General features: G+C 61.6%; 22 protein-coding genes and 1 pseudogene. 15 read left to right on the forward strand and 8 right to left on the reverse strand.

The genetic code is table 11. The features are described from left to right. Positions 1–21: 21 nt before the first annotated feature. From ACYZT6_RS29225 to gshB, 7 genes are all read right to left on the reverse strand, one after another. Positions 22–1,293: a dihydroorotase gene (locus ACYZT6_RS29225; protein WP_462029646.1), complete on the reverse strand. Its 1,272-nt coding sequence runs from the start codon at positions 1,291–1,293 to the stop codon at positions 22–24. Beyond that, on the reverse strand, positions 1,290–2,294 hold the full coding sequence (locus ACYZT6_RS29230; protein ID WP_007897943.1) for an aspartate carbamoyltransferase catalytic subunit: 1,005 nt from the start codon (positions 2,292–2,294) through the stop codon (positions 1,290–1,292). The genes ACYZT6_RS29225 and ACYZT6_RS29230 overlap by 4 nt, the downstream gene beginning before the upstream one ends. Positions 2,295–2,321: 27 nt before the next feature. Next, complete coding sequence (pyrR, locus tag ACYZT6_RS29235; RefSeq protein ID WP_462029647.1) at positions 2,322–2,825, reverse strand: bifunctional pyr operon transcriptional regulator/uracil phosphoribosyltransferase PyrR; 504 nt, start codon at positions 2,823–2,825, stop codon at positions 2,322–2,324. An 80-nt stretch (positions 2,826–2,905) separates the two neighbouring features. Then, positions 2,906–3,343: a Holliday junction resolvase RuvX gene (gene ruvX / locus ACYZT6_RS29240; protein ID WP_003195067.1), complete on the reverse strand. Its 438-nt coding sequence runs from the start codon at positions 3,341–3,343 to the stop codon at positions 2,906–2,908. Then, positions 3,343–3,915, reverse strand: coding sequence for a YqgE/AlgH family protein (locus ACYZT6_RS29245; protein WP_077747229.1), 573 nt, complete (start codon positions 3,913–3,915; stop codon positions 3,343–3,345). The genes ruvX and ACYZT6_RS29245 overlap by 1 nt, the downstream gene beginning before the upstream one ends. A 192-nt stretch (positions 3,916–4,107) precedes the next feature. After that, positions 4,108–5,007 carry an energy transducer TonB gene (locus ACYZT6_RS29250; RefSeq protein WP_462029648.1) on the reverse strand — a complete coding sequence of 300 codons (900 nt, stop codon included), beginning with the start codon at positions 5,005–5,007 and terminating at the stop codon, positions 4,108–4,110. Positions 5,008–5,113: 106 nt separating this feature from the next. Further along, positions 5,114–6,085 carry a glutathione synthase gene (gene gshB / locus ACYZT6_RS29255; RefSeq protein WP_462029649.1) on the reverse strand — a complete coding sequence of 324 codons (972 nt, stop codon included), beginning with the start codon at positions 6,083–6,085 and terminating at the stop codon, positions 5,114–5,116. A gap of 234 nt (positions 6,086–6,319) precedes the next feature. Between gshB and pilG the strand changes: the two genes are divergently transcribed. The 6 genes from pilG to ACYZT6_RS29285 all read left to right on the forward strand — a co-directional run bounded on the left by pilG (position 6,320) and on the right by ACYZT6_RS29285 (position 16,301). Next, positions 6,320–6,724, forward strand: a complete 405-nt coding sequence (pilG, locus tag ACYZT6_RS29260) for a twitching motility response regulator PilG (RefSeq protein ID WP_219095115.1) — start codon at positions 6,320–6,322, stop codon at positions 6,722–6,724. Positions 6,725–6,781: 57 nt separating this feature from the next. Then, complete coding sequence (pilH, locus tag ACYZT6_RS29265) at positions 6,782–7,147, forward strand: twitching motility response regulator PilH (RefSeq protein WP_027926574.1); 366 nt, start codon at positions 6,782–6,784, stop codon at positions 7,145–7,147. A 10-nt stretch (positions 7,148–7,157) separates the two neighbouring features. Continuing rightward, the gene (locus ACYZT6_RS29270) at positions 7,158–7,697 is read left to right on the forward strand and encodes a chemotaxis protein CheW (RefSeq protein WP_462029650.1); all 540 of its coding nucleotides are present in this window, start codon (positions 7,158–7,160) and stop codon (positions 7,695–7,697) included. A 146-nt stretch (positions 7,698–7,843) separates the two neighbouring features. Beyond that, entirely contained in the window at positions 7,844–9,901 is a 2,058-nt protein-coding gene (locus ACYZT6_RS29275) for a methyl-accepting chemotaxis protein (RefSeq protein ID WP_462029651.1), read from the forward strand. A 51-nt stretch (positions 9,902–9,952) separates the two neighbouring features. Further along, positions 9,953–15,853 carry an Hpt domain-containing protein gene (locus ACYZT6_RS29280; protein ID WP_462029652.1) on the forward strand — a complete coding sequence of 1,967 codons (5,901 nt, stop codon included), beginning with the start codon at positions 9,953–9,955 and terminating at the stop codon, positions 15,851–15,853. Next, entirely contained in the window at positions 15,846–16,301 is a 456-nt protein-coding gene (locus tag ACYZT6_RS29285; protein ID WP_462029653.1) for a chemotaxis protein CheW, read from the forward strand. The genes ACYZT6_RS29280 and ACYZT6_RS29285 overlap by 8 nt, the downstream gene beginning before the upstream one ends. A 119-nt stretch (positions 16,302–16,420) precedes the next feature. Here the strand turns inward: ACYZT6_RS29285 and ACYZT6_RS29290 are convergent. Beyond that, a pseudogene (locus tag ACYZT6_RS29290) lies at positions 16,421–16,803 on the reverse strand (DUF6124 family protein). 783 nt (positions 16,804–17,586) lie between these two features. Between ACYZT6_RS29290 and mdcA the strand changes: the two are divergent. The 9 genes from mdcA (at position 17,587) to madM (ending at position 24,809) form a co-directional block, all read left to right on the forward strand. Continuing rightward, on the forward strand, positions 17,587–19,257 hold the full coding sequence (gene mdcA / locus ACYZT6_RS29295; RefSeq protein WP_010466882.1) for a malonate decarboxylase subunit alpha: 1,671 nt from the start codon (positions 17,587–17,589) through the stop codon (positions 19,255–19,257). After that, positions 19,257–20,114 (forward strand): triphosphoribosyl-dephospho-CoA synthase, encoded by an 858-nt coding sequence (locus tag ACYZT6_RS29300; protein ID WP_462029654.1) that lies wholly within the window; start codon positions 19,257–19,259, stop codon positions 20,112–20,114. Before mdcA ends, ACYZT6_RS29300 begins: the two co-directional genes overlap by 1 nt. After that, positions 20,114–20,413: a malonate decarboxylase subunit delta gene (locus tag ACYZT6_RS29305; RefSeq protein WP_008026217.1), complete on the forward strand. Its 300-nt coding sequence runs from the start codon at positions 20,114–20,116 to the stop codon at positions 20,411–20,413. Before ACYZT6_RS29300 ends, ACYZT6_RS29305 begins: the two co-directional genes overlap by 1 nt. Continuing rightward, positions 20,406–21,248, forward strand: a complete 843-nt coding sequence (locus ACYZT6_RS29310; RefSeq protein ID WP_462029655.1) for a biotin-independent malonate decarboxylase subunit beta — start codon at positions 20,406–20,408, stop codon at positions 21,246–21,248. The genes ACYZT6_RS29305 and ACYZT6_RS29310 overlap by 8 nt, the downstream gene beginning before the upstream one ends. Next, positions 21,245–22,048, forward strand: a complete 804-nt coding sequence (gene mdcE, locus ACYZT6_RS29315; RefSeq protein ID WP_462029656.1) for a biotin-independent malonate decarboxylase subunit gamma — start codon at positions 21,245–21,247, stop codon at positions 22,046–22,048. Before ACYZT6_RS29310 ends, mdcE begins: the two co-directional genes overlap by 4 nt. Continuing rightward, the gene (locus ACYZT6_RS29320; protein WP_462029657.1) at positions 22,042–22,653 is read left to right on the forward strand and encodes a malonate decarboxylase holo-ACP synthase; all 612 of its coding nucleotides are present in this window, start codon (positions 22,042–22,044) and stop codon (positions 22,651–22,653) included. The genes mdcE and ACYZT6_RS29320 overlap by 7 nt, the downstream gene beginning before the upstream one ends. Continuing rightward, positions 22,650–23,561: a malonate decarboxylase subunit epsilon gene (gene mdcH / locus ACYZT6_RS29325; RefSeq protein ID WP_462029658.1), complete on the forward strand. Its 912-nt coding sequence runs from the start codon at positions 22,650–22,652 to the stop codon at positions 23,559–23,561. The genes ACYZT6_RS29320 and mdcH overlap by 4 nt, the downstream gene beginning before the upstream one ends. A gap of 65 nt (positions 23,562–23,626) precedes the next feature. Then, positions 23,627–24,043, forward strand: a complete 417-nt coding sequence (gene madL, locus ACYZT6_RS29330) for a malonate transporter subunit MadL (RefSeq protein WP_462029659.1) — start codon at positions 23,627–23,629, stop codon at positions 24,041–24,043. Position 24,044: 1 nt separating this feature from the next. After that, positions 24,045–24,809, forward strand: coding sequence for a malonate transporter subunit MadM (gene madM, locus ACYZT6_RS29335; RefSeq protein WP_462029660.1), 765 nt, complete (start codon positions 24,045–24,047; stop codon positions 24,807–24,809).

Below are 24,809 nucleotides of genomic sequence, written 5' to 3' on the forward strand. Positions count from 1 at the left end.
AGCGATTGGGACAACTCAGTCTCAAGCCTGGTGGCTGATGCGCCCATCCACCAACGTGTAGCGCACCACACCCGGCAAACTATGCCCAATGAACGGGCAGTTCTCGCCCTTGGACAGCCAGTTTTCACCCGCAACAGTCGAAGCCGCCGGATCAAACAGCACGATGTCCGCCGGCCCACCTACCGCCAACGTGCCCGCTGGCAAACGCAACGCCTCTGCAGGTCCAGTGCTGAGTCGCGCCAACAACGTCGGCAGATCCAGCAAACCATCCTCCACCAACGTCATTGCCAGCGGCAGCAACAATTCAACACTGCTGATACCCGGCTCGGTCGCGCCAAACGGCGCCAGTTTGGCGTCCCGTTCGTGCGGCTGGTGATGGCTGGAAATCGCCGAAATCACGCCCGACTTCACCGCTGCACGCAAGCCATCGCGGTCGGCGCGGGTGCGCAGCGGCGGCTGGACGTGATATAGGCTGCTGAAGTCGATCAGCGCTTCGTCGGTCAGAATCAGTTGATAGAGCGCCACATCGGCGGTCACCGGCAAGCCGCGGGCCTGGGCCTGAGCGATCAGGGCCACACCGCGAGCGCTGGTGAGCTGGCTGAAGTGCGCACGTACGCCACTTTGCTCGACCAGCAGCAGGTCACGGGCCAGGGCCACGGTTTCGGCGGTTTCCGGAATGCCCGGCAAGCCAAGGAAGCTCGCGGTCGGGCCTTCGTGGGCAAGGCCACCTTCGGCCAGGTCGTGGTCCTGAGAGTTGAAAATCACCGTCAGGTCGAACGTCGCCGCGTATTCCAGCGCCCGGCACAGCGTGCGGGTGTTGCGGAAACTGTCCAGGCCGTTACCGAAAGCCACGCAGCCGGCATCGCGCAAGGCGACCAGTTCGGCGAGTTGTTCGCCTTCCAGGCCTTTGCTCAGGGCGCCGATCGGGAAGACTTTGGTGTTGCCTGCCTCGCGGGCACGGTCGAGGATCAGTTCGGCCACGGCCGAGGTGTCCAGCACCGGTTTGGTTTTCGGTGGGCAGCACAGGCTGGTCACGCCACCGGCCGCGGCGGCGCGGGTTTCACTGGCGATCGAGCCTTTGCGGCTGTAACCCGGCTCGCGCAGGGCGACGTTCAGGTCAACCAGCCCAGGGGCGGCCACCAGGCCTTTGGCGTCAAGGGTGTCGACGGGCACAAAACCGGCGGGTGCGGCGCCAAGGGCGACGACCTTGCAGGCTTCAATATGAATGTCGGTCACTTTATCCAGGCCAGTGGCTGGATCAATGACTCGGGCGCCGAGAATGCTGAGCTTCACTGGGCGTTCTCCTGCTCGAATTGGCGCTGGGCTGTCTGCCCGCTCATGGCCATGGACAACACGGCCATACGAATTGCGATGCCGTAGGTGACCTGATTGAGGATCACCGAGTGCGGGCCGTCGGCCACCGCCGACTCAATTTCCACCCCACGGTTGATCGGCCCCGGGTGCATGACGATGCAATCCGGTTTTGCCCCGGCCAGGCGCGCGGTGGTCAGGCCGAACAGGCGGTAGAACTCGCCTTCGCTCGGCAGCAGGCCACCGGTCATGCGTTCACGTTGCAGGCGCAGCATGATCACCACGTCGACGTCTTTCAGGCCTTCGGTCATGTCGGTGTAAACCTTCACGCCGTATTGCTCGATGCCGATCGGCAGCAGGGTTTTCGGTGCGATCACGCGGATGTCCGGGCAACCGAGGGTTTTCAGCGCCAGCATGTTCGAGCGCGCCACCCGCGAATGCAGGATGTCGCCGACGATGGCCACCGAGAGGTTTTCAAAGCCGCCCTTGTGTCGACGAATCGTCAGCATGTCGAGCATGCCCTGGGTCGGGTGCGCGTGACGGCCATCGCCGCCGTTGATGATCGCCACTTGCGGGCAGACATGTTCGGCAATGAAGTGCGCCGCGCCGGAATCACCGTGACGCACGACGAACATGTCGGCAGCCATGGCTTCAAGGTTGCGCAGGGTGTCGAGCAGGGTTTCGCCCTTGCTCGCCGACGATGTCGACACGTTCAGCGTGATCACGTCGGCCGACAGGCGCTGGGCTGCCAGTTCGAAGGTGGTGCGGGTGCGGGTGGAGTTCTCGAAGAACACGTTGCACACGGTTTTGCCGCGCAGCAACGGGACTTTCTTCACTGCTCGGGCGCCAACTTCGAGGAACGAGTCGGCGGTGTCGAGGATTTCCGTCAGCAGCTCGCGGCGCAGACCGTCGAGCGAGAGGAAGTGTCGCAGCTGGCCCTGATCATTGAGCTGCAGCGGGCGCTTGGTTTCTAGAGGCGTCATCGCGAGGGGGACTCTCAATAGGGCGAATTAAAGGGCGAGGTCTTGCAGTTCGAGCTTGAGTTCCGGGCCGGACAGCTTCACTCGCTCGTGGGCAGCCAGTTCCAGCGTCGCGCCGACCACGTTCGGGCGGATCGGCAGCTCGCCGGCGTCCAGGTCCAGCAGGCACACCAGCGTCACACTGGCCGGGCGGCCGTAGTCGAACAGTTCATTCATGGCGGCGCGAATGGTCCGACCGCTCATCAGCACGTCGTCGATCAGCACCAGGTGCTGGCCTTCGATTTCGAACGGCAGGGCGGACGGGCGCACTTGCGGGTGCAGGCCGTTCTGGCTGAAATCGTCGCGGTAGAAGGACACGTCCAGGGTGCCGAGCGGCGAGTCGCTGCCCAATTCTTCGAGCAACGCCTGGGCGACCCAGACGCCGCCGGTACGAATGCCGATGTAGCGTGGTTCGCTGATGCCACGGTGTTCCAGATGTGCCTTGAGACGGATCGCCATCTGGCTGATCAGTTCGGCGGGATTGGGCAGGCTCATGGTTGCTCCTTCTTGGGCCCGAGCCGGTGCGTGCGAGGTTTGGCTCGGGTTGTAGCTAAGAGAGACGCCGTGACGGCTCTTCAGGATTCGAACAGCGCAGTGTTTTCGTCGAGCCAGCCTTGCAGCAGCAGGGCGGCGGCAATGGCGTCGACCGGGTTGTCGCGGTAGCTGCCCTTTTGTCCGCCACGATCACGCCGTTCACCCTTGGCTTCGAAGGTGGTCAGGCGTTCATCGTGGGTATAGAAGGGCAGGTTGTAGCGGCCATTGAGGCGGCGGGCGAATTTCTCCGCGCGCAGGCACATGTCGCTCGGCGTGCCGTCCATGTTCAGCGGCAGTCCGACGACTACAGCGTCGGGCTTCCACTCTTTAATGAGGGCTTCGACCTGGTTCCAGTCGGGAACACCGTTTTGCGCTTTCAAGGTACACAGCTCGCGGGCCTGGCCGGTAATCACCTGGCCCACCGCAACGCCGATCTGTTTGGTGCCGTAGTCGAAACCCAGAATAAGTCGCAGGGCCATCAGGCGTGGCCCGCCTGGCTGGTCAGCAGGCTGAGATTGACCCCGAGGTGCTTGGCCGCCGCGTCCAGGCGCAGCTCGCTGCTGGTATTGAACAGAATGTCGGCGTCGAACGGACAGGTCAGCCAGGCGTTCTGCGCCAGTTCGGCTTCGAGCTGCCCGGCTTCCCAGCCAGCGTAGCCAAGGGCAATCACGCTTTTGGCCGGACCGACACCGTCAGCGATGGCGAACAGCACATCCTGGGAGGTGGACAAGGAAAGGTCGCCTTCCAGATCAACGGTCGCCTGAAAGGTCTTGCCCGAGGGGTGCAGAACAAATCCGCGATCAGTCTGGACCGGGCCGCCGATAAAGATCGGCACATGCTGGCAGAGCACGGGCGGTTCGATGTCGGGGCGCAATTGCTCGAGGATATCGGCCAGATTCAGGTCTTGCGGCCGGTTGACCACCAGCCCCATGGCACCATTGGCCGTGTGCTCGACGATGTAGGTCAAAGTGTGCGCAAAGTTCGGGTCGGCCATGTGAGGCATGGCGATCAGGAAGTGATGCTTGAGGTAGCTGGGGCTGACGTTCTTCATGAGCGCTAGTGTGGCGTTGGAGGGGCGAACTGACAAGCTGGGGATGCACAGGAATTGCCGCAAATGCCAGCAACAACACAGATTAACTGTGGGAGCTAGCCTGCTAGCGATTGCGGTCTTTCAGGCGCTTTGATGTTGAATGTGATGCCGCTATCGCGAGCAGGCTCGCTCCCACAGGGGAATTGGAGGTGGTCAGTTGCTGGAGAGACGATCCCCACGAGCGAATTTCCAGGTCCGAATAATTTCCAGGCGATCGATATCCGACAAATCCCCGGTAAACGGTGAAAACGGTGCCGCCAGCCGCACAATCCGCTGCGCCGCCTGATCCAGCAGCGGTTGCCCGGAGGATTCCAGCACCAGCACTTCATACAGCGAGCCGTCGCGGTTGATCGAGACCATCAGGCGCAAATTGCCGTAGATCTGCTTGCGTCGCGCTTCGTCGGGGTAATTCAGGTTACCGATGCGCTCGACCTTCTTGCGCCACTCGTCCTTATACCAGGCGCCCTTGTCTTTCATGGTCGAGGCAGCGCTCAGGCGGTGGATGCGCGGGCGCTTGGCGTACAGCTGTTGTTCGTTGGCCAGTTCCGCTTCCAGGCTGGCGATGTCGCTGGACAGCTGTTCGGTGTCGAACGTCGGCGCTGCCACGGCGGGTTTGGTGAGTGGCTTGACCTCTTCGTTCTTGGCCGGGGCTTTTTTCGGCTTCGGCGCAACGGTGGTCACGGCAGCCTTGGGCGCGGCTTCCGGCACTGGCGGCTTGGCGGCCGGCGGTGGCGTGACTTTCTGCACCTTGTTGTCCTGGAAGGGCGCGACCTCGGTGGTCTTGGGGATCGCCTTTTTATCCAGGGTGCCGCTGCCTTCCTGATTTTCCTGGGCGAGGAAATCCGCTTTCGCAGGCTTTTTTTCGCTTTTGAAGGTGGCGAGGGTGATTTCCAGGGTTTTGCTGATCTGCTTGGGTTCGACCATCGTAAAGCCGACGCCCAACAGCAAGGCCAGGTGAATCAACGCCGCGAGAAACAGGGTAAATCCGAGGCGATCGGCCGGGCGCACACCACGATGGGCGAGTTCAGCGGGCAGATCGGACGGGAGAGTCATGAGGGAAAAACCAACATCGCGATTTTATGGGCTCGGCATGATAGCGCAATGTTGGTTTTTAGCTTCAAGGTACAAGCTTCAAGCGACAAGCTGTATGCCGGGTGTTTCAAACTTGCGGCTTGTGGCTTGCAACTTGCAACTTCTTCTCAATGGCATCCATCAGCATCCCGCCGATGTCGGTGCCGAACGCATTATCAATCTCGCGAATGCAGGTCGGGCTGGTGACGTTGATTTCGGTCAGGTGCTCGCCGATCACGTCCAGGCCAACGAACAACAGGCCTTTCTCACGCAGGGTCGGACCAACCTGAGCGGCGATCCAGCGATCCTTGTCGCTCAGCGGACGGGCTTCGCCACGGCCACCGGCGGCGAGGTTGCCACGGGTTTCGCCTGCGGCAGGAATCCGCGCCAGGCAGTAATCCACCGGCTCGCCGTCGATCATCAGGATGCGTTTGTCGCCGTCCTTGATCGCCGGCAGGTAGGCCTGGCCCATGATCTGCTGGGTGCCCAGCGCGGTCAGGGTTTCCAGAATCACCGAGAGGTTCGGATCGCCCGCGCGATGACGGAAGATCGAGGTGCCGCCCATGCCGTCCAGCGGCTTGAGGATCACGTCGCCGTGCTTGGCGGCGAATTCACGCAGCACGTCGGCGCGGCGGCTGACCACGGTCGGCGGCGTGCACTGCGGGAACAGCGTGGCGAACAGTTTTTCGTTGCAGTCGCGCAGGCTTTGCGGCTTGTTGACCACCAGCACGCCAGCGCGCTCGGCTTGCTCCAGCAGGTACGTGGAGTAGACGAACTCCATGTCGAACGGCGGATCCTTGCGCATCAGGATCACGTCCAGATCGCTCAGCAGCGCGTCGGTCTCGGCTTCCAGTTCAAACCATTTTTCCGGGTTGGCGAAGACTTTCAGCGGACGCATCCGCGCACGGGCTTCGCCTTCGCCCTGATACAAATCGCGCTGTTCCATATAGAACAGTTCCCAGCCGCGCTTCTGTGCGGCCAGCAGCATGGCCAGCGAGCTATCCTTTTTATAGGAAATGCTGGCAATAGGATCCATGACAATCCCGACGCGAACGCTCATGGGTTTTTCCTCGAATTTGGGTGGTCCGAATGGACACGAAAAAGTGGCGTCAGATTGGCGCCCAGTGTGTTTCCGGTCAAGGAAAAACCACCGCGCCAGTCCCCCGATAGATTGCATTTAGAGACTGTGCTAAAAAGGCTGCCATATCGTTCCGGCCCTTAAACATCAAGGGTTTCGAGGCTCCGGTTATCGGAAATGGACAATTTGATTCGCAAAGGCGACGGCAGAGCATTTATGGACCAGCATTCCAGCGCCTTGAAGGTCATGGTGATCGACGATTCGAAGACGATTCGTCGCACCGCCGAAACGCTGTTGAAGAACGTGGGTTGTGAAGTCATCACGGCCATCGATGGTTTCGATGCCCTGGCGAAGATTGCCGACAATCACCCCGGCATCATCTTTGTCGACATCATGATGCCGCGCCTGGATGGCTATCAGACCTGCGCGCTGATCAAGAACCACAGTGCGTTCAAGTCCACGCCAGTGATTATGCTGTCGTCCAAGGACGGGCTGTTCGACAAGGCCAAGGGGCGCATCGTCGGCTCCGACCAGTTTTTGACCAAGCCTTTCAGCAAGGAAGAACTGCTGAACGCGATCCAGGCCCATGTACCGGGCTTCGCCGCCGTTTTGCCGCAGTAGGACACGCACAGTGACGCCCGGCCAGCGGGCCCGGCGTCGACAAGAATGGGGAAGACCATGGCACGTATTCTGATCGTCGATGATTCGCCGACCGAAATGTACAAACTGACCGGCATGCTGGAAAAGCACGGTCATGAAGTGTTGAAAGCCGAAAACGGCGCCGACGGCGTGGCCCTGGCCCGCCAGGAAAAACCAGACGCCGTGCTGATGGACATCGTCATGCCCGGCCTCAACGGTTTCCAGGCGACCCGCCAGCTGACCAAAGACCCGGACACCGGGCACATCCCGGTAATCATCATCACCACCAAGGATCAGGAAACCGACAAGGTCTGGGGCACGCGCCAGGGCGCGAAGGATTACCTGACCAAACCGGTCGACGAAGAGACGCTGATCAAAACCCTGAACAACGTGCTGGCCGGTTGATCGTGCGGCCATGACCGAGTCGCTGACGGCTTTCGAACTGCTGCTGCAGATCGACCAGCGCTGTCGTCTGCTGGCGGCGGATCTGCCGTCCCAGCCGACCCGGCAGGACCGCTGGAGCGGCATCGGTTTTCGCCTGGGCGAGCACTGGTACGTCGCGCCCATGGGTGAAGTCAGCGAAGTCTTGCACGAACCGCGGTTCACCCAATTGCCGGGCGTCAAACCCTGGGTCAAGGGCGTGGCCAACCTGCGCGGACGATTGCTGCCGATCATGGATTTGTGCGGCTTCTTCGGTCATGAACAGTCGACCCTGCGCAAACAGCGGCGGGTGTTGGTGGTGGAACACGGCGAAGTGTTTGCCGGGTTGATGGTCGACGAAGTCTTCGGCTTGCAGCACTTTGCCCGGGACAGTCTGGAACCGGTGTCGATGACTGATGTGCACGGGCCGATTGCAGCGTTCGTCCAAGGCCGGTTTCAGCGTGAGCAGACGTGGCAAATATTCAGTCCGTTTACGTTGGCGCAGTCGCAAAGCTTTATGCATGTAGCGCTGTAATCAAGGCGACATGCAACTTTGTAGGAGCGAGGCTTGCCCGCGAAGAACGAAAACGCGGTGTTCCTGTAAGACCGCAGCGCCTGCTTCGCGGGCAAGCCTCGCTCCTACAAGGGCGTCGTTGAATTGGGCAGTACAGGCGAGGACCGATGATAAAAACAAAGACAGGCAAGCCAGAAGGATCGCGCAGCCGCTCGCAGATCATCGTGCTGTTCATCGCGCTGATCATCTTCATCATGCTGCTGTTCGCCAACTTCGCTTACCTCAACACTCAAGCCACGTACGACAAACAGTACATCGGCCACGCCGGCGAGTTGCGCGTGCTGTCCCAACGCATCGCCAAGAACGCTACCGAAGCCGCCGCCGGCAAGGCTGCTGCCTTCAAGTTGCTGAGCGATGCACGCAACGACTTCGCCCAACGCTGGGGTTACCTGAAGAAGGGCGACCCGGTCACCGGCCTGCCGCCGGCACCGTCCACCGTGCGCCCGGAAATGCGCGCCGTGCAGCTCGATTGGGAGCGCCTGCTGAAAAACACCGACGCGATTCTCTCCAGCGAGCAGACCGTACTGTCGTTGCATCAAGTCGCCGCAACCCTGGCCGAAACCGTGCCGCAGTTGCAGGTCGAGTACGAAAAAGTCGTCGAAATTCTCTTGCAGCGCGGTGCTCCGGCCGGTCAGGTGGCCATGGCCCAGCGTCAGTCGCTGTTGGCCGAACGCATTCTGGGCGCGGTGAATACTGTGCTGTCCGGCGATGAGAGCTCGCAGCAAGCCGCCGACGCTTTCGGTCGTGACGCCGCGCGATTCGGTCAGGTGCTCAACGGCATGCTTCAGGGCAATGCGGCGCTGCGGGTCAGCCAGGTCGAAGACCGCGATGCTCGCGCCCGGTTGACCGAGATTTCCGAACTGTTCGAATTCGTCTCCGGTTCTGTCGATGAAATCCTTGAAACCTCGCCGGAGCTGTTCAAGGTTCGCGAATCGGCGACCAACATTTTCACCTTGTCGCAAACCCTGCTCGACGAAGCCTCGCACCTGGCCACCGGTTTCGAGAACCTCGCCGGTGGGCGCGACACCGACACCATCGGCGGCTACGTGCTGGGCCTGTTGGCGCTGATGTCGATCATCCTCATCGGCCTGGTGATGGTGCGCGAAACCAATCGCCAGTTGCGCGAAACTGCCGAGAAGAACGAGCGCAACCAGAACGCGATCATGCGCCTGCTCGACGAGATCGAAGACCTGGCCGACGGCGACCTGACCGTGACCGCCTCGGTGACCGAAGACTTCACCGGGACCATCGCCGACTCGATCAACTATTCCGTCGATCAACTGCGCGACCTGGTGGCAACCATCAACCTCACCGCCGGCCAGGTCGCCGCCGCCGTGCAGGAAACCCAGGCCACCGCCATGCACCTGGCTCAGGCCTCGGAGCATCAGGCCCAACAGATCAGCGAAGCCTCGACCGCGATCAACGACATGGCCCAGTCCATCGATCAGGTCTCGGCCAACGCTGCGGAGTCTTCGGCGGTAGCCGAACGTTCGGTGGAAATCGCCAACAAGGGCAACGAGGTGGTGCACAACACCATCCACGGCATGGACAACATTCGCGAGCAGATTCAGGACACCGCCAAGCGCATCAAACGTCTGGGCGAGTCCTCTCAGGAAATCGGCGACATTGTCAGCCTGATCGATGACATTGCCGACCAGACCAACATCCTCGCGCTCAACGCGGCCATCCAGGCCTCGATGGCCGGAGATGCCGGGCGCGGTTTTGCGGTGGTGGCCGACGAAGTGCAGCGGCTGGCCGAGCGTTCGTCCGCCGCCACCCGGCAGATCGAAACCCTGGTGCGGGCGATTCAGACCGACACCAACGAAGCCGTGATTTCCATGGAGCAAACCACCACCGAAGTGGTGCGCGGCGCGCGTCTGGCGCAGGATGCCGGAGTGGCCCTGGAAGAAATCGAAGGTGTATCGAAGACCCTGGCGGCGCTGATCCAGAGTATTTCCAACGCTGCGCAGCAACAAACGTCTTCGGCCGGTCAGATTTCCCTGACGATGAACGTGATCCAGCAGATCACCACGCAGACTTCATCGGGCTCCACCGCCACCGCCGAGAGCATCGGCAACCTGGCGAAAATGGCCAGCCAGCTGCGGCGTTCGGTGTCCGGTTTCACCTTGCCGGCGGCCAAGGCGCAGGCTGCGGATAAAGTGTGAATCCCCGGCAGGCGAATGCTTTTTTGAGTAGAGCAGTGATTTGGAGTGGTTATGGGTGATCGGCACGACTATGTGGCCCTCGAGTGGGTCAAAGGCGAGATTGCCGAAACGCTGAAAGTGGCTCATCAAGCAATCGAAACCCTGCTTGATGACCCTCAGGCGACGCACGCCCTGAGCGATTGCCTGGCGTGCATCCATCAGGTTCACGGCAGTTTGCAGATGGTCGAATTCTACGGCGCGGCCCTGCTCGCCGAAGAAATGGAACAACTGGCCACCGCCCTGCAACAGAACCGCGTCAGCCATCGCGACGAGGCGCTTCATCTGCTGTTGCAAGCCCTCGGGCAACTGCCGATCTACCTTGACCGGGTTCAAGGCGCGCGCCGTGACCTGCCCTTGGTGGTGCTGCCGTTGATCAACGACTTGCGCAGTGCCCGGGGCGAAAGCCTGTTGTCGGAAACCAGTCTGTTCAGCCCGCAATTGCTCGACCTGCCGGCGCTGGACGAAGAGTCGCTGGCCCTGCTTGAACCGGCGGAGTTACCCAATGTGCTGCGCAAGTTGCGGCAGATGCTGCAAATGGCACTGGTCGGATTGCTGCGTGAACAGGATGACGACACTAACCTCGGTTATCTGACCAAGGTTTTTTCACGCCTTGAAGGTCTGTGCGGCAATGCGCCCTTGAGCCCGTTGTGGCAAGTCGCCTCGGCGCTGGTCGAAGGCATGCGCGGTGGCTCGATTGCCAACAGCCCGGCGCTGCGCAGCCTGTTCAAGGACGCCGACAAAGAACTCAAGCGCCTGCTCGAACAGGGCATACGCGGCATCAATCAACCGGCACCGCCGGAGTTGCTCAAGAGTTTGCTGTTCTACATTGCCAAGGCCGAACATCCTACCGGGCAGATGCTGACCATGAAAGATCGTTACTCACTGGACGACGCGCTGCCTGACAGCGCAATGGTCGACGAAGAACGCGCACGCCTGGCCGGTCCCGACCGTGACGCCATGCGCTCGGTGCTCGCCGCACTCTGTGAGGAACTGGTGCGGGTCAAGGAGCGCCTCGATCTGTTCGTGCGCAGTGACCGCCAGCACACTTCGGATCTCGAAACCCTGTTGGCACCGCTGCGGCAAATCGCCGACACCCTGGCGGTGCTGGGTTTCGGCCAGCCGCGCAAAGTCATCATCGATCAACTGGCGGTGGTGCTGAGCCTTGTTCAGGGCCAGCGCGAACCCAACGACGCCATTCTCATGGACGTCGCCGGGGCCTTGCTCTACGTCGAAGCGACGCTGGCCGGCATGGTCGGCACCGTGGAGCCGGAGAGCCAGGAAGAAAGTCACCTGCCGACCACCGACCTGACGCAGATCCACCAGATCGTGATCAAGGAAGCGCGCATCTGCCTGCAACAGGCCAAGGACATGATCGTCGACTACATCGACGCCGATTGGGACCGCCAGCATTTGCAGGCCTTGCCGGCGTTGCTGACTCAGGTGCGTGGCGCGCTGTCGATGATTCCGTTGAGCCGTGCGGCAAGCCTGATCGAAACCTGCAACCACTTCATTCGCGAGCATCTGCTGCTCGATCCGGGCCAGCCCGGCTGGCAGGAGCTGGACAGCCTGGCCGACGTCATCACCAGCATCGAGTACTACCTGGAACGTCTCAGCGACGACCCCGAGGCACCGGGTGAACAATTGCTCGACGTGGCGGAAAAAAGCCTGGCGTCACTCGGGTTTTTCCCCAGCGAACAGCAGGTGCCGATGCTTGAGGATGTGCTCAGTCCGAGTGAAGCCCAGGTCATGCAGGACCTGCAAGAGCTCGATGATCCCGATACCGTCCAGTCGTTGGCCGATATGTTGGCCAGCCCTGTGTCTTCGGTCAATCCACCAGCCCTGACCACCCCGGGCAGCCTGCTGCCACCGCCCGCCGGCGAAGAACCGGTGGACGATGAGCTGCGGGAAGTCTTCCTCGAAGAAACCGATGAAGTCCTGGATATCCTCCGGGAATACTTGCCGCGCTGGACGGCCAATCCGGACGATAAAGCCGCGTTGAGTGAACTGCGCCGGGCGTTCCACACCTTGAAAGGCAGTGGCCGGATGGTCCGTGCGCTGGTGCTGGGCGAGCTGGCGTGGGCGGTGGAAAACCTCCTTAACCGCGTGCTGGAACACAGCGTTGCGCCCGGAGCGGCGGTGCAACAATTGCTCGGCGATGCACTGGACCTGCTGCCGGAGCTAGTGGCTGAATTTGCCGCCAATGCCCAGCGCCAATGCAATCAGGTCGACCAATTGGCCGCTCGCGCCCATGCCCTCGCCAAGGGCGATACGCCTGCCAGCGATGAAGACACTCAAGACGTCGCGGCCCTCGATCCGCTGTTGCTGGAGATCTTCCGCAAGGAAGCCGAAACCCATCTCGCCAGCCTCAACCGCTTCCTCGATCAAGCCGCCGAGCATGTACCGCTGCAGGCCAGCGACGAGTTGCAACGGGCGTTGCACACCTTGAAAGGCAGCGCCTCAATGGCCGGCGTATTGCCGATCGCCGAACTGGCGACGCCGCTGGATCAACTCGCCCGTGAGTACAAGGCGCACCTGATCGCCCTCGACCTCGACGAAGTCGAATTGCTGCTGGAAGCCGAAGGCTTGTTCCGTCTCGGACTGCGGCAACTCAAGGGTGATCCGCTGGCCGAGGTTCCGGGCGCTCATTCGTTGATCGAACGCACCAAGGCGCTGCTCGCCGAGCGTCTGGACGCACTGTTGAAAGCGCCAAACACCGCGCTACGGACCAAGCGTGATCCACAACTGATCAACAACTTCCTGGCTCAAGGCATGGACATCCTGCTGGACGCCGAAAGCCTGTTGCAGCGCTGGCAGCAGCACCCCGGCGAGCGTCAGGAACTCACCGCGTTGCTGGATGAATTGACCACCTTGGGCGAAGGCGCGCATCTCGCCGATCTGCACCCGGTGGATGAACTGTGCGAAGCGTTGCTCGACCTGTATGGCGCGGTGGAAGAAAGTAGCCTGGCGGTCAGCGACCGGTTTTTCCACGAGGCGCAAAGTGCCCACGAAGCGCTGATCAACATGCTCGACGAACTGGCCGCCGGCCAGGAAGTCAGCCCGCAACCGGAACGCATCCGGGCCTTGCGCGGTTTGCTGGATGAAAGCCTTGATCCGTCGTCCATGGGCCTGATCCGCAGCGACGGCAGCCGCACCCTGAGCATCCGGGAATTGGGCAGCGCCACCGCGGAACTGGAACAGACCGCGACCCAGGTCGAGCTCGATGACGAGATCGTTTCGATCTTCCTCGAAGAAGCGGTGGATATTCTCGAGAGCGCCGGTCAGGCCTTGCAGCGCTGGCTGAACGACCCGGAAAACGCCGCGCCGCTGTCGTCCTTGCAGCGCGATTTGCACACCCTCAAGGGTGGCGCGCGGATGGCCGAGGTCGAGCCGGTCGGCGACCTGGCCCATGAATTGGAAAGTCTTTACGAAGGTCTGGTCGATCGCCGTTACAGCCACAGTGAAACCTTGGCGCAGCTGCTGCAACAGAGCCATGACCGCCTCGCGGTGCTGCTTGAACAGCTGCAAAACCAGCACGTCCTGGGTGCTCCGAACGAGCTGATCGAGGCGATTCGCGAGTTCCGACAGGGCAACGCCAACACTGCGGAAGTGGCAGAGCCGGCGCCGGCCAATGACTCGCCGGGGCATGACCCCGAATTGCTGGACATCTTCCTTGAGGAAGGTTTCGACATCATCGAAAACTCCGGCGCGGCCCTCGTGCGCTGGCAAGCCGAGCCGTCGAACCGCCAGGAAGTGGAAACCCTGTTGCGCGACCTGCACACGCTCAAGGGCGGTGCGCGGATGGTGGAAATTGCCCCCGTCGGCGACCTCGCCCATGAGCTGGAATTTCTCTACGAAGGCTTGTCCGCTGGCGTGCTGCAACCGACCCCGGCGCTATTCGCGCTGCTGCAAAGCAGTCACGACCGACTGGCGCAAATGCTCGATGCTGCTCGCGCCGGTCAGCCGTTGCCGTCGGCCGAACTGTTGATCGACGCGATCAAAAACTTCAGTCATCCAGCCGTTCTCGATACGCCAGTGGTGCTGCCCGCCGCGCCGAAACCGGACACGCCCGCACCGCAAGCCGAAGCGGGTGCCGACATGGTCAAGGTCTCGGCAGAGCTGCTCGATGACCTGGTCAACCTGGCCGGCGAAACGTCGATCTTCCGTGGCCGTATCGAGCAACAGGTCAACGATGCGCAGGTGGCCCTGAGCGAGATGGAAACCACCATCGAGCGCATGCGCGATCAGTTGCGGCGGCTCGATACCGAAACCCAGGGACGGATTCTCAGCCGCCAGCAAGTCGAAGCAGAACGCCTGGGCTACGAAGAATTCGATCCGCTGGAAATGGACCGTCACTCGCAGTTGCAGCAGTTGTCGCGGGCGCTGTTCGAATCCGCCTCCGACCTGCTCGACCTCAAGGAAACCCTCGACCGCCGCAATCAGGACGCGGAAAACCTGCTGCAACAGCAGGGCCGCATCAACACCGAATTGCAGGAAGGCCTGATGCGCACGCGCATGGTGCCGTTCGAACGCATGCTGCCGCGGTTGAAACGCATCGTCCGCCAAGTCTCCAGTGAGCTGGGCAAAGACGTCGAGTTTGTGGTCGGTAACGCCGAAGGCGAGATGGATCGCAACGTGCTCGAGCGCATGGCCGCGCCGCTGGAGCACATGCTGCGCAACGCCGTGGACCACGGTCTGGAATCGGCCGAGGTGCGTATCGCGGCGGGCAAACCGGCTCAGGGTCGGATTACGCTCGACCTGTCCCGCGAGGGCGGCGACATCATTTTCGACATCCGCGACGACGGCGCGGGCGTGCCGCTGGAGGCGGTGCGGCGCAAGGCGATCAAGCGTGGCTTGCTGGCGCCGGACGCCGATATCAGCGACCGCGACGTGCTGCAATTCATCCTGCAACCGGGGTTCTCCACCGCCGAGAAAATCACCCAGATCTCCGGGCGTGGTGTGGGCATGGACGTGGTTCACGAAGAGGTCCGCCAACTCGGCGGCACCATGGTCATCGACTCGACACCGGGGCAGGGCGTGCACTTCCGCATTCGCCTGCCGTTCACCGTGTCGGTCAACCGAGCGCTGATGGTGCAGTGTCTGGAGGATCAGTACGCGATCCCGTTGAACACCATCGACGGCATCGTTCGTGTGTTGCCCAACGAACTCGAAGGGCATTACCGACTCGATCCGCCGACCTACGAATACGCCGGACAACGTTACGAACTGTGCTACCTCGGTGAGCTGCTGAAAACCAGCACCCGCCCGAAACTGCTGGGCCAGAGCCTGCCGCTGCCGGTTTTGCTGGTGCAATGCAACGAGCGGCATATCGCCGTGCAGGTTGACTCCATGGCCGGCACTCGGGAGATCGTGGTCAAAAGCCTCGGGCCGCAGTTTGCGTCGGTGCAGGGGCTGTCCGGGGCGACGATTCTGGGCGATGGCCGGGTGGTGCTGATCCTCGACTTGCTGGCGCCGATCCGCGCCATGCAGGCGCAGATGCCGCAGCGCACGCAGACCCAGGACGCGGAGGTCGAGCCGCATAAACCGCTGCTGGTGTTGGTGGTCGACGATTCGGTCACCGTACGCAAGGTCACCAGCCGTCTGCTGGAACGCCACGGCATGAACGTGCTGACCGCCAAGGACGGGGTCGACGCCATGCTGCTGCTCGAAGAGCACATGCCCGACCTGATGCTGCTGGACATCGAAATGCCGCGCATGGACGGTTTCGAAGTGGCGACCCAAGTGCGAAGCGACGAACGTTTGCAGCACTTGCCGATCATCATGATCACCTCCCGCACCGGCCAGAAACACCGCGACCGCGCCATGGCCATCGGCGTCAACGACTACCTCGGCAAGCCGTACCAGGAATCGGTGCTGCTCGAAAGCATCGCCCTGTGGAGCAAAACCCATGCTTGAACATCGCACCAGCAATCTCACCGGCCTGCTGTTGCCGTTGGCTGACCGCAATCTGATTCTGCCCAACGTGGCGGTGGCGGAGTTGATTGCCTATCAACCGGGGGCCTTCGATCTGGACACACCGCCGTGGTATCTGGGGTTGGTGAAGTGGCGGGATCGGCAGATTCCGTTGCTGAGTTTTGAGTCTGCGTGCGGCAATAAAGTCGTCATCGGCGAGCGGGCGCGGATTGTGATTCTGAATGCCTTGGGCGGACGCCCGGAGCTGAAGTTCATTGCGCTGCTGGTGCAGGGGATTCCACGGTCGTACAAGCTCGACAGTCAGTTGAGTTATGTCGATGTGCCGTTGTGCTCGCTGGAACAGGCGGCGGTGCAGGTGGGGGAGCAAGTGGCCAAAGTCCCGGATTTGCTGGCGCTTGAGGATTTGCTTGTGAATGCCGGGCTAGTCTAACGGGCCCCTTCGCGGGCAAGCCTCGCTCCTACAGGATTCGCGTGGTCCTTGTAGGAGCGAGCGGGCGGCGATCCGACTTGCCCGCGAAGGCGGCCTTCAATTCACCGCAAAACTAACGGCTAAACCTTGGCCTGAGCCCGCAGCTGCATCTGCAACGACTCGTTATGATCCAGCGCCCGCTCCACCAACAACTGCACACCATCGGCCATCCGGCTGAGTGCCAAGGCTACTGAGCGGCGTGATCTTCCACATCGTCCGCCAGATCGGCCGCAATGGCGCTGATGGACAGCAAGTCTTCAGAGGCGTTGGCCAGCAGGGCTTCGGTATCGATATCGGGGGAGACGGTGAAGAGGGGATGCTTGCGGCGCTTGCCCGGTTTTTCGTGGGCGGGCGGGAAGTAATGAGCGAAGGCGCGGTCGGCGGCTTCTTTGAGTTTTTCGGCTTCGAGGGCTGCCTCTGGATCGGTGTCGGTTTCTGGGGGGTTGGGAGTGGCTTTGAACATAGTGAAATCTCCAGTAATGAGTTTCAGCTGCTCCATCGGTTCCAGCCGAAGGGGTGGCAGCTGTACGCGGGCTGGAACCCGAGGTGGAGAAAACCCGGTAGACCCGAAAGTCTCCCGCGCACAGCCGCCATAACGGAGTACACACATTAAAGGTGCGCAAGCATACGTCATGAGGGGGCGCTATTGCGCCTTCTACACCTCGGGGGTCCAGACCCGGTCGCTGAATTGGCAGCGACCCATAAACGATAAAGATCAACGTAAAACCCCACCAGTCAGCGGGTTCCCGCATTGCTGTAGGTAGCAACGCCAGACTGCGTAGTCGCTCACCCTTCCTGCCGCGCAACTTTTAAACACAAATCCCCATTCAGCTCGCGACAGGTTGAAGATTCCCAAAAAGGGACTGATCGGTCCTTTTTTGGGACTTGTCGCTGATCGCTGTGGAGCTTTCTGAGGACAGAGGTTTCAACACGAAAACTAGGTGTGTTCGAAATCCACCCCTCACCCCAGCCCTCTCCCCAGAGGGGAGAGGGGAAAGGGAGCCGATCTTCAAGCTTTTCAAAACTTGAGTTCGACTCGATATTTCAGGTCGATGTAGCTCCAAGAACACCTCGGTCAGTCCGCTCGCCCCTCTGGGGAGAGGGTTAGGGTGAGGGGTGGATCTAACAGCCACCCAACATTTCAAACCATTACCCTGACCGTAACGATCCGTCTCTCTGCTTGATTGATGCCCCCCACCCAACACTCCTAAGGTGACTCCCACGACAGCGAACCCGTGGAGTGGTCATGACTACAACAATATCCCCCGACTCGCGATGGACGCGGCGGCGCAGCGAAAAGCAGCGGCGTCTCGAGCTTGTGCGAGGTCTGGCCGACGGTGTGGTGCTGCCCACCGACAACATCGTTGCAGCGCTGGAAGCCCTGATCCTGCCCGGCGACCGCGTGGTGCTGGAGGGCAATAACCAGAAGCAGGCGGATTTCCTCTCCCGCTCCCTGGCCAAGGCCGATCCCGCCAAGCTGCATGACCTGCACATGATCATGCCCAGCGTCGGCCGCTCCGAGCATCTGGACCTGTTTGAACGCGGCATCGCCCGCAAACTCGACTTCTCCTTCGCCGGCACACAGAGCCTGCGCATCAGCCAGTTGCTGGAAGACGGCCTGCTGGAAATCGGCGCGATCCACACCTACATCGAGCTCTATGCGCGGCTGGTGGTCGACCTGATTCCCAACGTCGTGCTCTCGGCCGGTTTCATGGCCGACCGCGCCGGCAACATCTACACCGGCCCGAGCACCGAAGACACCCCCGCATTGATCGAACCGGCCGCGTTCAGCGACGGCATCGTCATCGTCCAGGTCAATCAATTGGTGGACGATGTCAGCGACCTGCCGCGAGTCGATATCCCCGCGTCCTGGGTCGATTTCGTGGTGGTGGCCGACAAGCCGTTCTACATCGAACCGCTGTTCACCCGCGACCCACGGCACATCAAGCCAGTACACGTGCTGATGGCGATGATGGCGATCCGCGGGATCTACGAAAAACATAACGTCCAGTCCCTGAACCACGGCATCGGTTTCAACACCGCCGCCATCGAATTGATCCTGCCGACCTACGGCGAATCCCTCGGACTCAAAGGCAAGATCTGCCGCAACTGGACGCTCAATCCGCACCCGACCTTGATCCCCGCCATCGAAAGCGGCTGGGTCGAAAGCGTGCATTGCTTCGGCACCGAACTGGGGATGGAAAACTACATCGCCGCGCGGCCGGACGTGTTCTTCACCGGGCGCGACGGCTCCCTGCGTTCCAACCGGATGTTCTGCCAACTCGCCGGGCAATACGCGGTGGACCTGTTCATCGGCGCGACATTACAAGTCGATGGCGACGGGCATTCCTCCACCGTGACGCGTGGACGTTTGGCTGGTTTCGGCGGTGCTCCAAACATGGGCCACGACCCGCGCGGTCGTCGTCATAGCACACCGGCCTGGCTCGACATGCGCCACGACGATGCGCCCGAAGCCTTGCTCGAACGCGGCAAAAAACTCGTGGTGCAAATGGTCGAGACCTTCCAGGAGGGCGGCAAACCGACCTTCGTCGAAACCCTCGATGCGATCGAGGTGGCGAAAAAAAGCGGCATGCCACTCGCGCCGATCATGGTCTACGGCGACGACGTTACCCACCTGCTGACCGAAGAAGGCATCGCCTATTTGTACAAGGCCCGCTCGCTCGAAGAACGCCAGGCCATGATCGCCGCCGTGGCCGGGGTGACCGCCATCGGCCTGCGCCACAACCCGAAAGACACCGCGCGCATGCGCCGCGAAGGCCTGATCGCCTTGCCCGAAGACCTCGGCATCCGCCGCACCGACGCCACCCGCGAATTGCTCGCTGCTAAAAGTGTGGCCGATCTCGTCGAGTGGTCCGGGGGCCTCTACAACCCGCCCGCCAAGTTCAGGAGCTGGTAATGCACGCATTCAACCTGCAACCGAAAACGCTTTCCCTGGCTGAACAGCTGGCGGACATGGCCGTGGACGCGTTGATCGACGAAGCGGACCTGTCGCCGAAACCGGCGCTGGTCGACCGTCGTGGCAACGGCGCCCATACCGATTTGCACCTCGGGCTGATGCACGCTTCGGCGTTGTCCCTGTGGCCTGCATTCAAGGAAATGGCGGAAGCAGCCGGCGAGTACGGCGAAGTCTGCTTGCCGCTGCGCGAAGCCGTCGGGCGTATGGGTCGGGAAGGGGAGCAAGCGATGCTCGCCACCACTGGCGGCGTGAACACTCATCGCGGGGCGATCTGGGCCTTGGGGCTTTTGGTCACCGCCGCCGCGCTTGAGCCTGAATCCAGTGCCGCAGGTTCGATTGCTTTGCGCGCCGCACGCCTTGCTTTACTCGAAGACCGTTACGCACCGCGTCCATTCAGCCATGGCGCCCAAGTCGCTCAACGTTACGGCGCGCGCGGTGCCCGTGAAGAAGCTCAGCTCGGTTTCCCGGCAGTGCTGCAACGCGCCTTGCCGCAACTCAAACGCAGCCGCGCCTTGGGCCATGGCGAGCAGAACGCCCGGCTTGATGCCTTGCTGGCGATCATGACCAATCTTGTCGACACCTGCGTGCTCTACCGCGCGGGCGAACACGGTCTTAACGCCATGCAACTCGGTGCCCAGGCCGTACTCGATGCGGGCGGCAGTGCCAGCCTCGCCGGTCGCCGCCGTTTGCATGAGCTGGACGAACAATTAATCGCATTGAATGCGTCGCCCGGTGGTGCAGCGGATTTGCTCGCCGCCTGCCTGTTTATCGACCGCATCGAGTCCGGAGCTTGCTGATGGAAACCTTATCCTTTGAATTCCCCGCCGGGCAGCCGCCACGCGGTCGCACGCTGGTGGGCTGCGTCGGTTCGGGCGATCTGGAAGTGCTGATCGAACCGGGTCAGGCCGGCAAACTGACGATCAAGGTGCAGACCTCGGTCAATGGCGCGGAACAACGCTGGCAGCATCTGTTTGCCCGGATGTTCGACGGCCAGACACCGCCGGCGATGGCCATCGATATCCACGATTTCGGCGCGACACCGGGCGTTGTGCGCTTGCGTCTGGAACAAGGTTTTGAGGAGATCGGCCATGACTGATCTCCTCCAGAAGCACAGCTTCGTCGAACTCGGTGCACGGCAACGTGCGAAAGCCTTGCTCGACGCCGGCACCTTCCGAGAATTACTCGACCCGTTTCAACGTGTCATGTCGCCGTGGCTGTCGCGCCAGGGCGTGGTGCCGCAAGCCGACGACGGCGTGGTGATTGCCAAAGGCAGCATCGGTGGTTTACCGGTGGTGATTGCCGCCATTGAAGGCGCGTTTCAGGGCGGCAGTCTCGGCGAAGTCGGCGGGGCGAAAATGGCCGGCGCGCTGGAATTGGCCGCCGAAGATAACCGCAACGGCATTCCAACCCGCGCCGTGTTGCTGCTGGAAACCGGCGGTGTGCGTTTGCAGGAAGCCAACCTCGGGCTGGCGGCGATTGCCGATATTCATGCGGCGATTGTCGATCTGCGCCAATACCAGCCAGTCGTTGGTGTCGTCGCCGGCAGCGTGGGTTGCTTCGGCGGGATGTCGATTGCCGCCGGGTTATGCAGCTATTTGCTGGTGACTCAGGAAGCGCGACTTGGCCTCAACGGTCCGCAAGTGATCGAACAGGAAGCGGGGCTTGAGGAATATGACTCTCGCGACCGTCCTTTCATCTGGAGCCTGACCGGCGGCGAGCAACGGTTTGCCAGTGGTTTGGTGGACCGTTATGTCGCCGATGATGTGGCGCAGATTCAGCAGCAGATCAGTGAATTGCTCAAGCAAGGTCTGCCAGAACAACAACGCAGCCGTCAGGCCGACCTGTTCTTGCAGCGGCTGGCCCGTCTGGACGCTATGCCGCAAATCGAGCCGGCGACGGTTCGCGATCTGTATCAAGGAGAGCGCTCATGAGCACGTATTCCCTGAGGGGCTTGAACTGGTTCAACGCCTTGAGTGCAGGCGCGAAACCGGTCGATGGTTTGCCCGATTCATTGAAGGTGGCCGACGGTGTGTTGGGTGATCAGGCTGTACGGTTTATCGCCGTGGTGGCTGACCCCGACAACCGTTTCGTCCGCGCCCGCAATGGCGAGGTCGGTCTGCTGGAAGGCTGGGGTCTGGCCAAGGCTGTGGATGAAGTTATCACCGCCGATCTGGATACACCGCACAAGCGCGCCCTGATCGCCATCGTCGATGTGCCGAGTCAGGCTTACGGTCGTCGCGAAGAAGCGCTGGGGATTCATCAGGCCCTGGCCGGTGCGGCGGACAGCTATGCTCGCGCCCGGTTGGCCGGCCACGCGGTGATTGGTTTGCTGGTGGGCAAGGCGATGTCCGGGGCGTTCCTGGCTCATGGGTATCAGGCCAATCGCTTGATTGCGCTGCGTGATCCCGGCGTGATGGTGCATGCGATGGGCAAGGCTTCGGCGGCGCGGGTGACCTTGCGCAGTGTCGAGGAGCTTGAAGCGCTGGCTGCCAGCGTGCCGCCGATGGCGTATGACATCGACAGCTATGCGAGTCTGGGATTGCTTTGGGAAACCTTGTCGGTCGAGCAGATTGAACAGCCAACCGTAGCCGACCTGGCGCGCGTGACTGAATGTTTGATTCAGGCGATTGGCGATGTTCCCGCCAACGGTCGTGATCTGAGCAGCCGCTTGGGCGCGACCAACCGCGCAGCATCGAGCAAGGTTCGCCAACTGCTGAGACAACAGTGGTGAATACGTTCCTGGCCCACGACCTGCTTTGGGGCATGACTCCGGAGCAGTTGCCGGTGGACGCGCCTGCGTGGGTGATCGAGTCGATCAGTGCGGGTCAACCGGTGGTGGTTCGGCGTGCGTTGAGTGCGTCGGGTCAGGTTGCGGTCGGGGTGCGTGGGCGCTTGCGTGAGCAGCGTTATGCGACCTCGATGGCGATCGATGCGATTTCTCGTCGCGTCCAACCGGAAGACCTTTGTCATGTCTTGATTGAGCGGGATCTACCAGCAATACACGCCCTCAATCAGCTGCGGCCACTGCTGGACGATTGTGGTTGGGCGTGGGGCGTCAGCGGCAGTGCCGGGTTTGAATTGGCCAGCGGTTTTCAGGCGTTGCACGAGGGCAGTGATCTCGACTTGATCCTGCGCACGCCGCATCTGCTGGACCGATTGAGGGCGCAGGAACTGGTGAAGATTCTGGATACTGCTTTGTGCCAGGTGGACATGCAGTTGCAGACACCTTTCGGTGCCGTCGCCCTGCGCGAATGGGCCGGCCCTGCCCGCCAGGTTTTGTTGAAAAACGCCCGTGAAGCCTGCCTTGTCATTGATCCGTGGGAGCAAGCAGCATGAGCAGTTTGCTGGTGTTCCCCGGCCAGGGCGCGCAGCAGTCGGGCATGCTCCATCGTTTGCCTCGCGAAACGGTGATCGAGGCGAGTGAAACGCTTGGCGAAGACGCGTTGCTGCTGGATTCTGCCGAGGCATTGAAGTCGACACGGGCCGTTCAGCTTTGTTTGTTGATTGCCGGTGTCGCGGCTTCGCGCCAGTTATCAATGGCGCCGGATTACGTGGCGGGATTGTCCATCGGCGCCTACCCGGCAGCGGTGGTGGCTGGCGCCTTGAGCTTCAGCGATGCGCTGCATCTGGTCAGCCTGCGCGGTGAATTGATGCAGCGGGCTTATCCACAAGGCTACGGCATGACCGCGATCATCGGTCTTGATTTGTCCACAGTGGAAGGATTGCTGGCGCAGGTTCACAGCGTCGACACCCCGGTTTATCTGGCCAATATCAATGCCGATAACCAGGTGGTCATTGCCGGTAGTGATGCAGCGATGAAAGCCGTCGCAGAGCTGGCGCGAGTTCGCGGTGCAGGCTTGGCCAAACGTCTTGCGGTCAGCGTGCCGTCCCATTGCCCGCTGCTGGAAACTCCGGCGAAAACCCTGGCAGAAGCCTTCGCCAAAGTGCAACTGAAAACACCAACATTGGGCTACCTGAGTGGCAGTCGCGCCCGGCCCATCATCAACACCGAAGCCCTGCGCGATGACCTGGCTTTCAACATGTGCCGCGTCGTCGACTGGCGCGGCACCGTGCAAAGCGCTTACGAGCGTGGCGTACGTCTACAGATCGAACTGCCGCCCGGTGCGGTGCTGACCGGGCTGGCGCGCCGGGTGTTCGAGCAAGGCACCGTGATCGCTTTCGACGGTGCTCGCCTCGATACCTTGCAGGCGCTGTTGCGTGAGGAGGGAAGCCGCCAACCCTAGACCACCGACTCAGGCCTTCGAACAACAAAAACAACATTCGACGATGCACTTTGAGGACAACAACAATGATTATTTACGGTGTGGCGCTGTTGGCGATCTGTACGCTGGCAGGGGTGATCCTGGGTGACATGCTTGGCGTATTGCTGGGGGTGAAATCAAACGTCGGCGGGGTCGGGATCGCAATGATTCTGTTGATCTGCGCACGGCTGTGGATGCAGAAACGCGGTGGCATGACTAAGGACTGCGAGATGGGCGTCGGCTTCTGGGGCGCGATGTACATTCCGGTGGTGGTCGCGATGGCTGCGCAACAGAACGTCGTGACTGCCCTGCACGGCGGCCCGGTGGCGGTGTTGGCAGCAATCGGTTCGGTGGTGATTTGTGGCTGCACGATTGCGCTGATCAGCCGCACTCACAAAGGCGAACCGTTGCCTGATGAACCGGTGGAATTAACTCCGGTTGGCACGCCAGCAGGAGGCCGTTGATATGTTGGAAATCATTGAGAAAGGCCTGGCAAATAACGGACTGGTCACAGCGTTCGCATTCGTTGGCGTGATCATGTGGGTGTCGGTGGTGTTGTCCAAACGGCTGACGTTCGGACGGATTCACGGCTCGGCGATTGCCATTGTCATCGGGCTGGTGCTGGCCTGGGTCGGCGGCACCATGACCGGTGGGCAAAAAGGCCTGGCGGACCTGACACTGTTCTCGGGTATCGGTTTGATGGGCGGCGCGATGTTGCGTGATTTTGCCATCGTCGCTACGGCGTTCGAAGTGCAGGCCACCGAAGCGAAAAAGGCCGGGTTGATTGGCGTGATTGCGCTGCTGCTGGGCACGATCCTGCCGTTCATTGTCGGCGCGAGCATGGCCTGGGCGTTCGGTTATCGCGATGCGATCAGCATGACCACCATTGGCGCGGGCGCGGTGACATACATCGTCGGGCCGGTGACCGGTGCGGCGATTGGCGCGAGTTCGGATGTGGTTGCGTTGTCGATTGCCACCGGGTTGATCAAGGCGATTCTGGTGATGGTCGGCACGCCGATGGCCGCGCGCTGGATGGGGCTGGATAACCCGCGTTCGGCGATGGTGTTTGGCGGGCTGGCCGGCACTGTCAGCGGTGTGACGGCCGGGTTGGCGGCGACGGATCGGCGGTTGGTGCCTTATGGCGCGTTGACGGCGACGTTCCATACCGGGCTTGGGTGCTTGCTGGGGCCATCGCTGCTGTACTTCATTGTTCGCGGAATCGTTGGCTAG

The organism is Pseudomonas sp. RT6P73 (genome assembly GCF_054897715.1).

Bases quoted from the DNA above. Each gene is read 5' to 3' on its own strand.
- ACYZT6_RS29305 (WP_008026217.1), top strand. From the start codon at position 20,114: ATGGAAACCTTATCCTTTGAATTCCCCGCCGGGCAGCCGCCACGCGGT.
- ACYZT6_RS29280 (WP_462029652.1), top strand. From the start codon at position 9,953: ATGGGTGATCGGCACGACTATGTGGCCCTCGAGTGGGTCAAAGGCGAG.
- ACYZT6_RS29270 (WP_462029650.1), top strand. From the start codon at position 7,158: ATGACCGAGTCGCTGACGGCTTTCGAACTGCTGCTGCAGATCGACCAG.
- mdcA (WP_010466882.1), top strand. From the start codon at position 17,587: ATGACTACAACAATATCCCCCGACTCGCGATGGACGCGGCGGCGCAGC.
- ACYZT6_RS29230 (WP_007897943.1), bottom strand. From the start codon at position 2,294: ATGACGCCTCTAGAAACCAAGCGCCCGCTGCAGCTCAATGATCAGGGC.
- ruvX (WP_003195067.1), bottom strand. From the start codon at position 3,343: ATGGCCCTGCGACTTATTCTGGGTTTCGACTACGGCACCAAACAGATC.
- mdcE (WP_462029656.1), top strand. From the start codon at position 21,245: ATGAGCACGTATTCCCTGAGGGGCTTGAACTGGTTCAACGCCTTGAGT.
- madL (WP_462029659.1), top strand. From the start codon at position 23,627: ATGATTATTTACGGTGTGGCGCTGTTGGCGATCTGTACGCTGGCAGGG.
- madM (WP_462029660.1), top strand. From the start codon at position 24,045: ATGTTGGAAATCATTGAGAAAGGCCTGGCAAATAACGGACTGGTCACA.
- ACYZT6_RS29310 (WP_462029655.1), top strand. From the start codon at position 20,406: ATGACTGATCTCCTCCAGAAGCACAGCTTCGTCGAACTCGGTGCACGG.
- pyrR (WP_462029647.1), bottom strand. From the start codon at position 2,825: ATGAGCCTGCCCAATCCCGCCGAACTGATCAGCCAGATGGCGATCCGT.
- ACYZT6_RS29245 (WP_077747229.1), bottom strand. From the start codon at position 3,915: ATGAAGAACGTCAGCCCCAGCTACCTCAAGCATCACTTCCTGATCGCC.
- mdcH (WP_462029658.1), top strand. From the start codon at position 22,650: ATGAGCAGTTTGCTGGTGTTCCCCGGCCAGGGCGCGCAGCAGTCGGGC.
- ACYZT6_RS29250 (WP_462029648.1), bottom strand. From the start codon at position 5,007: ATGACTCTCCCGTCCGATCTGCCCGCTGAACTCGCCCATCGTGGTGTG.
- gshB (WP_462029649.1), bottom strand. From the start codon at position 6,085: ATGAGCGTTCGCGTCGGGATTGTCATGGATCCTATTGCCAGCATTTCC.
- ACYZT6_RS29275 (WP_462029651.1), top strand. From the start codon at position 7,844: ATGATAAAAACAAAGACAGGCAAGCCAGAAGGATCGCGCAGCCGCTCG.
- ACYZT6_RS29285 (WP_462029653.1), top strand. From the start codon at position 15,846: ATGCTTGAACATCGCACCAGCAATCTCACCGGCCTGCTGTTGCCGTTG.
- ACYZT6_RS29300 (WP_462029654.1), top strand. From the start codon at position 19,257: ATGCACGCATTCAACCTGCAACCGAAAACGCTTTCCCTGGCTGAACAG.
- pilH (WP_027926574.1), top strand. From the start codon at position 6,782: ATGGCACGTATTCTGATCGTCGATGATTCGCCGACCGAAATGTACAAA.
- pilG (WP_219095115.1), top strand. From the start codon at position 6,320: ATGGACCAGCATTCCAGCGCCTTGAAGGTCATGGTGATCGACGATTCG.